Here is a 13,791-nt window from a genome sequence, read left to right as displayed (position 1 = left end):
ATCAGCCTAAGGATACCCCCGACGCGAGCGGGGCGGTTGGCCGGACGCCGGAGGTTTTCGCCTCCTGTTGACGGAAAATTAACCCTGACGCGGCAGTGTGGCGAGCACCGGAGGACGGCGTTCCGCCAGGACTTCGGGGACTGGACATTCCGCCGGGACCGGCCTTGCCTCAAGGACCGTCTCCCATCGACCAGAGCGCCGGACCGGCGCCGGCACCCGCCCCACGGGCGCCGGCAACAGGGTTCGGCAAGGCGTGCCGGCTGCACTCTCCGCTTGAGCGCGAAGGGGCATTCGTCTATGGAACCGTTGGCGGGCGTGGCCCTCCGCACCGGAGCGGGCACATCGCCGGCAAGGCCGTCTCAACCGCAATGAAGAGTTAGTCGGGTCCATGCTTTCCAAACTCCTCGGCGTGCTTTCCGCCGACATGGCGATCGATTTGGGGACGGCCAACACCCTGGTCTATGTCAAGGGGCGCGGCATCGTTCTGAACGAACCCTCGGTCGTGGCGATCGCCAACGTCCGCGGCAAGAAGCAGGTGCTGGCCGTCGGCGACGAGGCGAAGATGATGCTGGGCCGCACGCCCGGCAACATCCAGGCCATCCGCCCCCTCCGCGACGGCGTCATCGCCGACTTCGAAGTCGCCGAGGAGATGATCAAGCACTTCATCCGCAAGGTGCACAACCGGCGCAGCTTCGCCAGCCCGCAGGTCATCATCTGCGTGCCGTCGGGCTCCACCGCCGTGGAACGCCGCGCGATCCAGGAATCGGCGGAGGCCGCCGGCGCCCGCCGCGTCTTCCTGATCGAGGAGCCGATGGCCGCCGCGATCGGCGCCGGGCTTCCGGTGACGGAGCCGACCGGCTCCATGGTCGTGGACATCGGCGGCGGCACCACCGAGGTGGCCGTGCTGTCGCTGGGCGGCATCGTCTATTCCCGCTCCGTCCGCGTGGGCGGCGACAAGATGGACGAGGCGATCATCGGCTACATCCGCCGCACCCACAACCTGCTGGTCGGTGAAGGCTCGGCGGAGCGGATCAAGAAGGAAATCGGCTCGGCCTGCCCGCCGGAAGACGGCGAGGGCCGCATCCTGGAAATCAAGGGCCGCGACCTGATGAACGGCGTGCCCAAGGAACTCATCATCTCCGAGCGGCAGATCGCCGAATCGCTGGCGGAGCCGGTGTCGGCCATCGTCGAGGCGGTGAAGGTCGCGCTGGAGCACACGGCGCCGGAACTGGCCGCGGACATCGTGGACAAGGGCATCGTGCTGACCGGCGGCGGCGCCCTGCTGGGCAACCTGGACTTCGTCCTGCGCCACGCCACCGGCCTTCCGGTGTCGATCGCCGACGACCCGCTGTCCTGCGTCGCGCTGGGCACCGGGCGGGCGCTGGAGGAGATGAAGACGCTGCGAAACGTCTTGGTCAGCGCCTACTGATTGGTGTATTGCTCGCTTGGGTTCCCCCGGTGGCACGTCCATTCGCCGGCGTAGCCGGGGGCGGATCGCGTACCTGGACGGGATGATCCTGTGAAGCCTCGCAATTCCGGTTCCGTCGTGCGCCTCGCCGCCCCGCTGCGGGCGCTCGCCCAGCGCTTCTCCTTCCTCCTGCTGGTGCTCGCCTCCGTCGCGCTGATGATGGTGGGCCGGATCGACGCGCTGTCGGTGGACAGCGCCCGCGCCCGGGTGACCGACGCCTTCGCCCCGATCCTCGACGCGATCTCGCGCCCCGCCGCCACCGCCGCCCATGTCGTGGAGTCGGTGGTCGAGGTGCAGAACGCTTTCGAGGAGAACCAGCGGCTGAAGGCGGAGAACGCGCGGCTGCTGCAATGGAAGCAGGCGGCGCTGCGGCTGGAGGCGGAGAACATCAGCCTCCGCTCCCTGCTGAAGGCCACGCCGGAGCCGTCCTCCTCCTTCATCACGGCGCGGGTCATCGCCGCTCCGGGCAGTTCCTTTCTGCGCACGCTGGTGGTGACCGCCGGCCGCCGTGACGGGGTGCGCAAGGGGCAGGCGGCCCTCGCCGGCAGCGGGCTGGTCGGCCGGGTGATCGAGGTCGGGGAGTGGTCGGCCCGCATCCTCCTGCTGACCGACATCAACACGCGCATTCCCGTGGTTCTGGAGCGCTCGCGCCAGCGGGCGGTGATGGCGGGCGACAATTCCGACCAGACCCGGCTCCTCTACCTGCCCCCGGAAGCGCCGGTGCAGGTGGGCGAGCGGGTGGTGACCTCCGGTCATGGCGGGCAGTTTCCGCCGGGCCTGCCGGTGGGCGTGGTGTCCTCGGCTGGTGAACGTGGCGTCCGGGTTCAGCCGAACGTCGACCTGTCGCGGGTGGAACACCTGCAATTGGTTGAGTTCACGCTGCCGGGAAGCGAGGCGGAACCGTCGTCCGAGTCGAAATGACGCTGACCCTGTGGCAGCGGCTGGACAAGACGGGGCGGAATCTTGCTCCGTTCGCGGTGACGGTCATGCTGGCGCTGGCCGGGATGATCCCGGTGCCGCTGCCCGGCTATGCGTCGGTGGCGCCTTTCCTGACCGCAATCGCCGTCTATTATTGGGCGATCCACCGGCCCGACCTGATGGGGCCGGGCACCGCCTTCCTGATCGGGCTCCTGCAGGATTTGCTGACCGGCGGGCCTCTGGGGGTGAACGCGCTGGTGCTGGTGCTGGTCCATTGGGCGGTGTCCAGCCAGCGGCGCGTGCTGGCGTCGAGCACCTTCGCCCTGATGTGGTTCGGCTTCGGGCTGGTCATGATGGGGGTTGCCTGCATCCAGTGGCTGGCCTTTTCGGTGCTCCAGGCGACGGTGCTGCCGTTCAGGCCGGCGCTGTTCCAGGCGCTGCTGACCATGGCCTTCTTTCCGGCGATCGCCTGGACGCTGATCCGTGTCCATCGCGCGTTCCTCAGGGATGACGGGCAGGGATGAGGCGGCGAGGGATGATGTGGCAGGGGATGTGAGCCTTTGACTGCGATGGATCGCGACACCGACCGCTACCGCCTGCTGACCCGCCGCGCCGCCGTGCTGGGCGGGCTGAAGCTCGCCGGTCTGTCCGCGCTGGTCGGGCGGCTCTATTACCTGCAGGTGGTGGAATCCGCGCGCTTCACCATGCTGGCGGAGGAGAACCGCATCAGCCTGCGGCTGGTCGCCCCCTCGCGCGGCACCATCGTCGACCGGTTCGGCGCGCCGCTGGCCGTGAACCAGCAGAATTACCGTGTCGTCGTGGTGTCGGAGCGCACGCGCAACATCCAGGACACGCTGGACAAGATCTCCAAGATCGTCCCGCTGACCGACGGCGACCGCCGCCGCGTGATGCGCGAGCTGCACCGCAAGCGCCGCTTCGTGCCGGTCACCGTGCGCGAGAACCTGACCTGGGAGCAGGTCGCCACCATCGAGATGAACACGCCGGACCTCCCCGGCGTCGCCATCGAGGTCGGCGAGATCCGCCACTACCCGGAGGCGGAGGCGACCGCCCACATCCTGGGCTATGTCGGCGCGGTGTCGGAGGCGGAGCTGAACGGCGACCCTGTGCTGTCGCTGCCCGGCTTCCGCATCGGCAAGGCCGGGATGGAGAAGTATCACGAGAAGGCGCTGCGCGGCACGGCGGGGACCAGCCAGCTCGAGGTCAACGCGGTCGGGCGCGTCATCCGCGAGCTGTCGCGCGACGAGGGGCAGCCGGGCCGCGAGGTCCAATTGACCATCGACATCGGGTTGCAGAAATTCGTGCAGCAGCGGTTGGCGCAGGAGGTCAGCGCCTCCAGTGTGGTGATGGATGTGCACACCGGCGGCATCTACGCCTTGTGCTCCCACCCCAGCTACGACCCCAACCAGTTCACCATGGGCATCAGCGCCGAGCTGTGGGAGGAGCTGCTGTCCAACCAGGCGACCCCGCTGAACAACAAGGCGGTGGCCGGGCAATACCCGCCGGGCTCCACCTTCAAGCCGGTGGTGGCCCTGGCGGCGTTGGAGTCGGGGGTGATCAGCCGCAACCACACCGTCTTCTGTCCGGGCCACATGGACCTCGGCGACCACCGCTTCCATTGCTGGAAGAAAGGCGGGCACGGCACGGTGGACGTGGTCGGCGCGCTGCGCCATTCCTGCGACGTGTGGTTCTACGACGTGTCGCGGCGGATCGGCATCGACCGCATCGCCGAGATGGCCAACCGCTTCGACATGGGGCAACTGACCGGGCTGGACCTGCCGCACGAGCGGCCGGGCCTGATCCCGTCCATCGACTGGAAGAAGGGTGCTCTGGGCAAACCCTGGGCGCAGGGCGAGACCTTGATCGCGGCGATCGGGCAGGGCTACGTGCTGTCCACCCCGATGCAGCTCGTCGCCATGACCGCGCGGCTGGCCAACGGCGGTTTCGCGGTGAAGCCCCACCTGACCAAGCAGATCAAGGCGCTGTCGGGCGAGCAGACGAGCTGGCCGCCGATCGGGGTGAAGAAGGAGAACCTCGATCTCGTCCTGCGCGGCCTCTACGAGGTGACCAACGCGCCGAACGGCACCGCCTACAAGTCGCGCATCACCGAACCCGGCTATGAAATGGCCGGCAAGACCGGCTCCGCCCAGGTTCGCCGCATCACCATGGCGGAGCGCAGCACCGGCGTGAAGAAGAACGAGGATCTGCCCTGGCGGGAGCGCGATCACGCGCTGTTCATCTCCTACGCGCCGGTCAGTTCCCCGCGCTACGCCTGCGCGGTGTTCGTGGAGCATGGCGGCGGCGGCTCCACCGCGGCGGCGCCGATCGCGCGCGACATCCTGCTGGAATGCCAGAAGCGCGACCCGGGCCGCGCCGCCGTGGCGGAGAGCGCTCCGCCGCCCCCGCCGCCGGGCGATACCCGGGGCTGAGGGGCGTTCCGAACGCGCGGATGCCTATGCCGCGCGTACCTCGGCCAGGAACTGGTCCACCTCGCGCTTCAGGCCGGCCGCACGTTCGGCCAACTGGTCGGCGGCTCCCTTCACGCTGTGGGTGGCGGCGCTGGTCTCCGCTTCCGCTTGCTGGATGCCGACGACGTTGCTGGACACTTCAGCGGTGCCGTTGGCCGCTTGCTGGGCGTTGCGGCTGATCTCCCCGGTCGCCGCGCTCTGCTGCTCGACGGAGGCGGCCATCTCCGCGGTGGAGCGGTCGATGTCCTCGACCTGGGTGATGATGGCGCGCATGGCGTCCACCGTCCGGCCGGAGGCGCTCTTCACTGCGGCGATCTGGTTGCCGATCTGCTCCGTCATCGCGTGGGTCTGGTTGGCGAGGTTCTTCACCTCCTGCGCCACCACCGCGAAGCCCTTGCCGGCCTCGCCCGCGCGGGCGGCCTCGATGGTCGCGTTCAGCGCCAGCAGGTTGGTCTGGGAGGCGACGGAGTTGATGGCGGCGACGATCTGGTCCACCTGCTCGATGGCGCCGGACAGGGAATCGAGCTGGGTCTGCGCCAGATCGGCTCCCTCCGCCGCGGCCTTGGAGCGGGCGGCGGCGCGGGACACGCGCTCTGCCAACTCGTGAATGGAGGCGGACATTTCCTCCGACGCCGCGGCGACGGTCTGCACGTTGGCGCTGGCCTCTTCCGACGCACCGGCCACGGCGCCGCACTGGGCGCTGACTTCCTCGACCGCGGCGGAGAGCTGGGAGGCGGTGGCCTGAAGCTCCGTCGCGGCGCCGCCGACGTCGTTGACGATGACCCCCACCCGCGCTTCGAACCGGCCCGCGAGGTCGAGCATCGCCGCTCGCTTCTCCGCCTGGGACCTGGCCGCGGCCTCCTTGGCCTCGCGCTCCATCGCGCGGTTGCGGATCAGGTTGGTCTTGAACACCTCCGCTGTGGCGGCGATCTCCCCAACCTCGTCCTTGCGTCCGGTGCCGTACAGCAAGGTGTCCAGGTTGCCGTCGGCAAGGCCGCGCAGGCAGCCGACGATGGCCTTGACGGGCCGGACGATGCCGAACTGGGACACCGTCCAGCCGAGCAGAAGCCCCGCCAGGATGCCGATGGAGGCGGCGGTGACGAGCTGGACCGACCGGGATTCCGCCAGGGCGGACGCATCCTGCGACAGCCGCGACGCCTTTTCGTCGGTGTAGCTGGTGTAGGCGATGGTCAGATTCTGAAGTGCCCGCGCGGCGGTCGCGCTTGCATCCACCGACGCCAGGATGTCGCGCTGATTTTGGGTCAGATCGCTGCCGCCCTTGATCCGGCGCGCAACGGCGATCGTGTCTTCAAGTTCCTTGTAATAGCGCGCCAGGGCGCTCTCGAACGAGGACAGCATACGGCTCTGCTCCGCGTCGCTGGTTCCCTTGACCTTGGCAAGCAGCCCGTTCACGGCCTCGCGCGTCTTGCCGATGGACGGGAGAATCTGCTCCAGATCGCCGGGATTGGCGGCCAGCCGGTACTCGTCGCGGTTCAGTTCAACAACCATCCGGTTGATGCGCGCGCCCAACTTCATTTCTTCGCCGGCCAACTGGATTTCGTCGGTAGCGCGGCTCAGCGCGTCCAGACCGGCGATCGACGTGGCGGTGATGCCACCACAGATCGCAGCCAGAAAAACGATGATGGAGAGGATCTTGGTGGAAATCTTCAGATTGCCAAGCTGCATTTGGGAATTCCGCCATTAAAGCCCGGATGGCCCGCACAGGATGGGGCCTGCAAAAGGGCAGGTATGGAAGGGATTCTTATAAAATTCAGGGCGTCTGCGCTTTGATGTCGGTCAAACAGGAAAGGAGAAGGTGGTACCCCTCTCTTTCGCCCCATTGACGGGCCAGGAACCGTCTGCCGTTGAACCCTGTTCCAGAGGGACAAAAAATTGGATGGACTGAAATGGCGGACGGGCTGACCAATTGGCTGGTGGATGTGATGCACACGATGAATTACGTGGGCATCTTCCTGCTCCTGGTCCTGGCGCGGGTGATTCCGCCAGTTCCGGCCGAGTCGGTCATTCCATTGGCCGGCATCGCGGCGGCGCAGGGCGAGTACAACCTGCTCGGTGTCGCTTTGGCCGGTGGGCTGGGTTCGCTGGCCGGGCAGCTGGTCTGGTTTCTGCCCAGTCGGCTGATGGGCCGGGACCGGCTGGAAGCCTTTTTAAAACGCTACGGCCACTGGCTGACGATCCACCCCAAAAAGGTCCGACGAAGCACGGAGTGGTTTGGAAAGCATGGCGGGATCGCCGTTTTCCTGACCCAGCCGGTTCCGGGGGTGCGGACGCTGATCTCGATCCCGGCGGGGGCCTGCCGGATGTCGATCCCGCTGTACTGCCTCTATTCCGGAGCCGGATCGATCCTGTGGACTCTGCTGCTCGCCTGGACCGGCTACATGCTGTCCCGCTGGCCCTTCGCGCACAGTCTGGTGGGCTACTTCACCGTGGGCCTGCTGGTGGTCCTGGTCGGGCTGTACCTGTACCGGCTGGCCAGCCACTTCCACGGCATCCGCCGCGCCCAGAAGTCGTCCCGTGGGCCGGACGGCGATCCGCCGGTGGCGGGGGCGCCGCTCAGCCCTTAGCCGCTCAGACTTTAAGGGCTCACCCCATGGCCCAGCCGGCCATGCCGGTGACGGCCATGCCGAGCGCCCAGAGGCCGAAGGCCGCCAGCGCCACCCCCGTGCAATGGTTCAGCCGGGTCAGCCCGCGATCGGAGATGCGGTGGCGCACGGCGGCGACGCCCATGGACAGGGTGAACCACCACAGCGAGGCGCCGATGAAGACGCCGGCCACCAGCGTGGAGGCATCCACCCGACCCAGATTTCCACCCAGCCCGAAGCCGGCGAAGATGGCAATGAAGGCCATGATGGTCGCCGGGTTGGTCAGGGTCAGCGACAGGCCGGTCATGAAGCCGCCGAGGAAGGACGGAGTGTCGGGCGCGCTGGCGGCCTCGCGCTCCTCGTCCTCCGGCTTCTGGCGGAAGGTGCGGATGGCGACGACGATCAGGAAGATGCCGCCGACGAGCTGGAAGGCGATCTCATGCCCTTGCAGGAAGTCCAGCGCGGCGGACACGCCGAAGGCGGCGATGGCGCCGTAGATGGTGTCGGCCACGGCGGCGCCGAAGCCGGTGAAGAAGCCCATCAGCGGCCCGTGCTGCAGCGTGCGCCGGATGCAGAGCAGGCCGATGGGACCGACGGGGGCGGCGATGGCGATTCCAAGGACGATGCCCTGCAGCAGCACCACCAGACCATGCACGCCGATCACCTCATCCAATCTGCGATTCCCTCCTCCGGGCCCCTCCTCTGGGCAATGGCGGGCGTGATAGCGGGCCATCGCCCTTCCGTCAACCGGCCCGTCATCCGGCGGCGCGGGAGGATGTCCCGTAATGGCCGTGACCTGCGGCGAAAATCCCTCTTCCATGTGCCCTCTGTCACCGGGTGGGAGGAGCGGCTATCCTGGCTGCCAGGACCCGGCAAGCGGGCGCACCGGAATGGGGAAGCGGAGCGATGACGATGACGCGCATTCTGACCATCCTGGCCCTGTCGCTGACGGCGGCGACCGTTCCCGCCGCGGGCTCCGCCCTGGCGGCGGACGAATTCATGCCGGCGGTGGTGTTCGACCAGGGCGGCAAGTTCGACAAATCCTTCAACGAAGCGGCCTACAACGGGGCGGAGCGCTTCAAGAAGGAGACCGGGATCGTCTACCGCGAGTTCGAGGTCACCAACGAGGGCCAGCGCGAGCAGGCGCTGCGCAACATGGCGCGGCGCGGCGCCACCGTCATCACGGCGGTCGGCTTCTCCCAGTCCGCGGCCGTGGACAAGGTGTCGCGGGAGTATCCCAACACGAAATTCTGCCTGATCGACGATAAGCTGGACCTGCCCAACGTCCAGTCGGTGACCTTCAAGGAGCATGAGGGCTCCTTCCTCGTCGGCATGCTGGCGGCGCTGGCCTCGCAGAGCGGGAAGGTCGGCTTCATCGGGGGCATGGACATCCCGCTGATCCGCAACTTCCTCACCGGCTACGAGCAGGGCGTTCGCCATGTGAAGGCGGACGGGGAGGTCTTCACCAACATGACCGGCACCACCCCCGCCGCCTGGAACGACCCCACCCGCGGGGCGGAGTTGGCCAAGAGCCAGTTCGGGCGCGGCGCCGACGTGGTCTTCGCGGCGGCCGGGGCGACCGGGCTGGGCGTGCTCCAGGCCGCTGCGGACGCCGGCAAGCTGGGCGTCGGAGTGGACAGCAACCAGAACTGGATTCATCCGGGCAAGATCCTGACCTCGATGGTCAAGCGGGTGGACGTGACCGTCTACGACTGCATGAAGTCGGCCAAGGACGGCGGCTGGACGGCCGGGCACCGCGTCGTCGGGCTGAAGGAGGAGGGCGTCGGTTACGCGCTCGACGAGAACAACCGCAAGCTCGTCACGGCGGAGATGGAAAAGGCCGTCGAGGACGCCAAGCGCAAGATCATCGCGGGCGAACTGGTGGTGAAGCCGTATCAGCCGTGAGGGTTTGATCAGCGAACGGTTGCCCCCTCCCTAACCCTCCCCCGCTGTCGCAGGGGAGGGGATAAGCTCCCTCTCCTGCGAAGCTCTCGCGCAAACCAAAGGTTTGCGCTGACGCGGCAGGCGGACCTTTGGTCCGCCGAGAGCGGGGGAGGGAAGGGGCCCGCGGCGAAGCCGTGGGAAGGGTGGGGGCAAGAACCTCTTCATAAAAGACACCCCATGCCCCGACACCCTCCCGCCCTGGAAACCCGCGGCGTCAACAAGTGGTTCGGCGCCAACCATGCCAACCGCGACGTGTCGCTGGCCGTGCCGAAGGGCACCATCCACGGCGTGATCGGCGAGAACGGCGCCGGCAAATCGACGATCATGAGCATCGTCTACGGCTATCTGCCGGCCGACGGCGGCACGATCCTGGTGGACGGCAACCCGGTGGCGCTGCGCAGCCCGCGCGACGCCCTGGCCGCCGGGATCGGCATGGTCCACCAGCATTTCATGCTCGTCGATCCCTTCACGGTGCTGGAGAACGTGCTGCTGGGGGCGGAGGGCGGCGTCACCCTGGCCGCCGGGATGGCGCGGGCGCGGGCGGAGCTGACCCGGCTGGCCCGCGACTACGGGCTGGAGGTGGATCTCGACCGCCCGGTCGGCGAGCTGCCGGTGGGCGCGCAGCAGCGGGTGGAGATCCTCAAGGCGCTCTACCGCGGCGCCGACATCCTGATCCTCGACGAACCGACCGGCGTCCTCACCCCGCAGGAGACCGACCACCTCTTCCGCATCCTCCGCGCGCTGCGGGGGCAGGGGAAGACGGTCGTCATCATCACCCACAAGCTGCGCGAGATCATGGAGCTGACCGACAACGTGACGGTCATGCGCCGCGGGCAGGTGGTGGCCAACGTCGCCACCGCCGGCACCAGCCGCGAGGCGCTGGCCGAGCTGATGGTCGGGCGCAAGGTGCTGCTGCGGGTGGAGAAGGCGCCGGCCACGCCCGGCTCGGCGGTGCTGGAGGTCTCCGGCCTGCGCGTGCGCGACGGCGCCGGGGTGGAGCGGGTGAAGGGCGTCGGCCTGACCGTGCGCGCCGGGGAGATCGTCGGCATCGCCGGTGTCTCCGGCAACGGCCAGTCCGAGCTGCTGGAGGCGCTGGCCGGCATGCGCCCGCCGGCGGGCGGCTCCGTCCGCCTGCGTGGGGAGGAGCTGACCGACCAGCCCGCCCGTTTCACCGCGCGGGGGCTGCGCGCGCTCGGCGTCGGCCATGTGCCGGAGGATCGGCAGCGGGTCGGCCTCGTCACCGGTTTCGAGGCGCAGGAATGCGCGATTCTCGGCCATCAGGGCGATCCGGCCTTCAATGGGCGGCTCCTGATGGACCGCCGCGCGCTGTTCGACCGCTGCGCGGCGGAGATGGACGCCTACGACGTGCGCCCGCGCGACCCGCGCCTGCCCGCCGCCAACTTCTCCGGCGGCAACCAGCAGAAGATCGTGCTGGCCCGCGAGATCGAGCGGAACCCCGACCTGCTGCTGGTCGGCCAGCCCACCCGCGGCGTGGACATCGGCGCCATCGAGTTCATCCACCGCCGTCTGGTGGCTCTGCGCGACCAGGGCAAGGCGATACTGCTGGTGTCGGTGGAACTGGACGAGATTCGCGCTCTGTCCGACCGCATCCTGGTCATGTTCGACGGCCGTCTGGTCGGCGAGGTCGCCCCGGGCGAGGCGGACGAGCGGCGCCTCGGCCTGATGATGGCCGGGGTGGCGGAGGCAGCGTAAGGCATTCCCCGAACGCTCCCGCTTGCGCTGGTCCCGTGCGCGGGGCACTTTCCTGTGGGCAGGGACGTTCGAGCCGTCCGGCCTGTGAACGGAAATCACCACGGATGGAGCCGGGATGGCGCAGGACGCGGCGCAGGAGGTGACGGGCCGGGGCTTTGGCCGGCCGGGCGCGGTGCCCGGCTGGGTCGGCTACGCGCTTCTGCCGCTGCTGAACCTGCTGGCCGCCCTCGTCCTGTCCGGGCTGGCCATCCTGGTGATCGGCGAGAATCCGTTGGACGTGCTGGCGCTGCTGGTGACCGAGGCGGTCGGCTATCCCGAGGCCATCGGCTACACCCTTTACTACACGACTAGCTACATCTTCACCGGGCTGGCGGTCGCCATCGCCTTCCATTGCGGGCTGTTCAACATCGGCGGGGAAGGGCAGGCCTATCTCGGCGGGCTGGGGGCCGGGCTGGTCGGGCTGGCCCTGACCGGCTGGCCCTGGCCGGTGGCGGCGCTGGGCGCGGTGGCCCTGTCGGCGCTGTTCGGGGCGGTCTGGGGGGCGGTTCCCGGCTGGCTCCAGGCCAAGCGCGGCAGCCACATCGTCATCACGACGATCATGTTCAACTTCATCGCCGCCGCGATCATGACTTATCTGCTGGTCGACGTGCTGATCCGCCCCGGATCGCAGTCCCCGGAAACGCGGGAGTTCGATCCGGGCGTCTGGCTGCCGACCATGGACCGGGCGCTCGGCTGGGTCGGCGTCGCCATCCCGGCCTCGCCGCTGAACCTGTCCTTCCTGTGGGCACTGGCCTGCGGCGTATTTTTTTACCTGTTCCTGTGGCGGACCCGCTGGGGCTACGAGATCCGCACAGTCGGGCGGAACGAGCGGGCGGCGGTCTATGCCGGCATCTCGCCGGCGCGGAACATCATCCTCGCCATGGCGATCTCCGGGGCGCTTGCCGGCTTCGTCGGGGTGAACGAGATCATGGGGGTGCAGCACCGCATCCTGTTGAACTTCACCGGCGGGGTGGGCTTCGTCGGCATCGCCGTGGCGCTGATGGGGCGCAACCATCCGGTGGGGATCGTCCTGGCGGCGCTGCTGTTCGGCGTGCTGGCGCAGGGGGGCGGGCAGGTGTCCTTCGAATACCCGACCGTGAACCGGGAGCTGGTGATGGTCATCCAGGGCCTCGTCATCCTGTTCGCCGGGGCGCTGGAAAACCTGTTTAAGCCGCGCGTCGAGGCGCTGTTCCGCCGCCGCGGCGGAGGAGCGGCGCATGGATGACGCCCTGCTCGTCGTCCTGCTGCTGGCCGACGCCACCATCCGCGTGGCGACCCCGCTGGTGCTCGCCGCCTTCGCCGCGCTCTACAGCGAGCGGGCGGGGGTGGTGGACATCGGGCTGGAGGGCAAGATGCTGGCCGGCGCCTTCTTTGCCGCCGCCGTCGCGTCGTCCACCGGCAACCCCTGGCTGGGGCTGGGCGCCGCCGTCGCGGCCTCGGTGGCGCTGGCGCTGGTCCATGGCTTCGCCTGCATCACCCACAGGGGCAACCAGGTGGTGTCGGGCATGGCGATCAACATCCTGGTCGCCGGGCTGGCGCCGACCCTGGCCTACGCCTGGTTCCGCCAGGGTGGCCAGACTCCGCTGCTGCCGGGAGAGGCGCGGCTGCCGCAGGTCCATTTGCCGGGTATGGAGGCGCTGTCCGGGATTCCGGTCCTCGGTCCCGTCTACCGGGAACTGATCGACGACGCCAACGTGCTGATCTGGCTGACCATCCTTCTGGTGGTGGCGACCCATTGGGTGTTCACCCGCTCGCGATTCGGGCTGCGGCTGCGCGCGGTGGGGGAGAACCCCTCGGCGGTCGACACGGCGGGCCTGTCGGTCACGCGGCTGCGCTATCAGGCGGTGATCATCACCGGGGTGCTGACCGGCATCGCCGGCGCCTATCTGTCCACCGCCCACGGCGCGGGCTTCGTGCGCGACATGACGGCGGGCAAGGGCTATCTGGCGCTGGCCGCGCTGATCTTCGGGAAATGGCGACCCTGGCCGACGCTGTTCGCCTGCCTGCTGTTCGCCTTCACCGACGCGGTGCAGGTGCGCCTGCAGGGCGTGCCGCTTCCGGTGGTCGGAGTGGTTCCGGTGCAGTTCATCCAGATGCTGCCCTATGTGCTGACCGTGCTTCTGCTCGCCGGTTTCGTCGGCCGGGCGGTGGCGCCCAGGGCCAGCGGCGTCCCCTATGTGAAGGAGCGGTGATGAGCGACCCGCCGGATTCCCTGATTGCCGCCGCCCGCGACGCGATGGCGCAGGCCTACGCGCCCTATTCTCATTTTTCGGTCGGTGCGGCCATCCTGGGCGAATCCGGGCGCATCCACGCCGGGGCGAATGTGGAGAACGCCGCCTACCCGCAGGGCCAGTGCGCCGAGGCCTCGGCCATCGGGGCGATGATCCTGGCCGGGGACCGGACCGTCCGGGAAATCGCGGTGATGGGCGGTCAGGCCGGCGACGGCCGACTCTGCACGCCTTGCGGCGGCTGCCGCCAGCGCCTGCGCGAATTCGCCAAACCCGACACGCCGATTCATGTCTGTGGACCGGAAGGGCTTCGCCGCACGTTTACGTTGGAGGAGTTGCTGCCGCACTCCTTCGGCCCCGACAATCTCGATTTCTGAGGGGAACTGACCGCC

At 68.7% G+C, this 13,791-nt stretch carries 12 protein-coding genes; 10 read left to right on the top strand and 2 right to left on the bottom strand.

Annotated features, from left to right (window positions below; genetic code table 11):
* The first annotated feature begins 388 nt into the window (after positions 1-388).
* The 4 genes from AC1DVI_RS21035 to mrdA all read left to right on the top strand — a co-directional run bounded on the left by AC1DVI_RS21035 (position 389) and on the right by mrdA (position 4,833).
* Positions 389-1,429, top strand: coding sequence for a rod shape-determining protein (locus AC1DVI_RS21035; protein ID WP_014240000.1), 1,041 nt, complete (start codon positions 389-391; stop codon positions 1,427-1,429).
* Positions 1,430-1,519: 90 nt separating this feature from the next.
* The gene (mreC, locus tag AC1DVI_RS21030; RefSeq protein WP_476959629.1) at positions 1,520-2,389 is read left to right on the top strand and encodes a rod shape-determining protein MreC; all 870 of its coding nucleotides are present in this window, start codon (positions 1,520-1,522) and stop codon (positions 2,387-2,389) included.
* Complete coding sequence (mreD, locus tag AC1DVI_RS21025; protein WP_149167911.1) at positions 2,386-2,910, top strand: rod shape-determining protein MreD; 525 nt, start codon at positions 2,386-2,388, stop codon at positions 2,908-2,910. The genes mreC and mreD overlap by 4 nt, the downstream gene beginning before the upstream one ends.
* Positions 2,911-2,955: 45 nt before the next feature.
* Positions 2,956-4,833 carry a penicillin-binding protein 2 gene (gene mrdA / locus AC1DVI_RS21020; protein WP_476959651.1) on the top strand — a complete coding sequence of 626 codons (1,878 nt, stop codon included), beginning with the start codon at positions 2,956-2,958 and terminating at the stop codon, positions 4,831-4,833.
* A 24-nt stretch (positions 4,834-4,857) separates the two neighbouring features.
* Here mrdA and AC1DVI_RS21015 read toward each other — a convergent pair whose 3' ends face one another.
* Positions 4,858-6,558: a methyl-accepting chemotaxis protein gene (locus AC1DVI_RS21015; protein WP_476959628.1), complete on the bottom strand. Its 1,701-nt coding sequence runs from the start codon at positions 6,556-6,558 to the stop codon at positions 4,858-4,860.
* Positions 6,559-6,779: 221 nt separating this feature from the next.
* On the opposite strand from AC1DVI_RS21015, the gene AC1DVI_RS21010 reads away from it, so the two are divergent.
* Complete coding sequence (locus tag AC1DVI_RS21010; RefSeq protein WP_476959627.1) at positions 6,780-7,457, top strand: DedA family protein; 678 nt, start codon at positions 6,780-6,782, stop codon at positions 7,455-7,457.
* Between the two features lie 19 nt (positions 7,458-7,476).
* Here AC1DVI_RS21010 and AC1DVI_RS21005 read toward each other — a convergent pair whose 3' ends face one another.
* On the bottom strand, positions 7,477-8,139 hold the full coding sequence (locus AC1DVI_RS21005) for a LysE family translocator (RefSeq protein ID WP_247876521.1): 663 nt from the start codon (positions 8,137-8,139) through the stop codon (positions 7,477-7,479).
* 242 nt (positions 8,140-8,381) lie between these two features.
* Between AC1DVI_RS21005 and AC1DVI_RS21000 the strand changes: the two genes are divergently transcribed.
* The 5 genes from AC1DVI_RS21000 to cdd all read left to right on the top strand — a co-directional run bounded on the left by AC1DVI_RS21000 (position 8,382) and on the right by cdd (position 13,776).
* Entirely contained in the window at positions 8,382-9,380 is a 999-nt protein-coding gene (locus AC1DVI_RS21000) for a BMP family lipoprotein (RefSeq protein ID WP_476959626.1), read from the top strand.
* A 216-nt stretch (positions 9,381-9,596) separates the two neighbouring features.
* Positions 9,597-11,132 (top strand): ABC transporter ATP-binding protein, encoded by a 1,536-nt coding sequence (locus AC1DVI_RS20995; RefSeq protein ID WP_476959625.1) that lies wholly within the window; start codon positions 9,597-9,599, stop codon positions 11,130-11,132.
* Positions 11,133-11,247: 115 nt separating this feature from the next.
* Entirely contained in the window at positions 11,248-12,396 is a 1,149-nt protein-coding gene (locus AC1DVI_RS20990) for an ABC transporter permease (protein ID WP_476959624.1), read from the top strand.
* Complete coding sequence (locus AC1DVI_RS20985; protein WP_476959623.1) at positions 12,389-13,363, top strand: ABC transporter permease; 975 nt, start codon at positions 12,389-12,391, stop codon at positions 13,361-13,363. Before AC1DVI_RS20990 ends, AC1DVI_RS20985 begins: the two co-directional genes overlap by 8 nt.
* On the top strand, positions 13,363-13,776 hold the full coding sequence (gene cdd, locus AC1DVI_RS20980; protein WP_476959622.1) for a cytidine deaminase: 414 nt from the start codon (positions 13,363-13,365) through the stop codon (positions 13,774-13,776). Before AC1DVI_RS20985 ends, cdd begins: the two co-directional genes overlap by 1 nt.
* Positions 13,777-13,791: the final 15 nt, after the last annotated feature.

Source organism: Azospirillum sp. P4_B5 (assembly GCF_056402275.1).
The sequence above is the reverse complement of the archived record's forward strand: the minus strand, read 5'-3'. Positions and strand labels throughout refer to the sequence as shown.

What these genes read in the sequence shown, in the direction of transcription:
- AC1DVI_RS21035 (WP_014240000.1), top strand. Translation starts at nt 389, where the DNA reads ATGCTTTCCAAACTCCTCGGCGTGCTTTCCGCCGACATGGCGATCGAT.
- mreD (WP_149167911.1), top strand. Translation starts at nt 2,386, where the DNA reads ATGACGCTGACCCTGTGGCAGCGGCTGGACAAGACGGGGCGGAATCTT.
- mrdA (WP_476959651.1), top strand. Translation starts at nt 2,956, where the DNA reads ATGGATCGCGACACCGACCGCTACCGCCTGCTGACCCGCCGCGCCGCC.
- AC1DVI_RS21015 (WP_476959628.1), bottom strand. Translation starts at nt 6,558, where the DNA reads ATGCAGCTTGGCAATCTGAAGATTTCCACCAAGATCCTCTCCATCATC.
- AC1DVI_RS21010 (WP_476959627.1), top strand. Translation starts at nt 6,780, where the DNA reads ATGGCGGACGGGCTGACCAATTGGCTGGTGGATGTGATGCACACGATG.
- AC1DVI_RS21000 (WP_476959626.1), top strand. Translation starts at nt 8,382, where the DNA reads ATGACGATGACGCGCATTCTGACCATCCTGGCCCTGTCGCTGACGGCG.
- AC1DVI_RS20995 (WP_476959625.1), top strand. Translation starts at nt 9,597, where the DNA reads ATGCCCCGACACCCTCCCGCCCTGGAAACCCGCGGCGTCAACAAGTGG.
- AC1DVI_RS20990 (WP_476959624.1), top strand. Translation starts at nt 11,248, where the DNA reads ATGGCGCAGGACGCGGCGCAGGAGGTGACGGGCCGGGGCTTTGGCCGG.
- AC1DVI_RS20985 (WP_476959623.1), top strand. Translation starts at nt 12,389, where the DNA reads ATGGATGACGCCCTGCTCGTCGTCCTGCTGCTGGCCGACGCCACCATC.
- cdd (WP_476959622.1), top strand. Translation starts at nt 13,363, where the DNA reads ATGAGCGACCCGCCGGATTCCCTGATTGCCGCCGCCCGCGACGCGATG.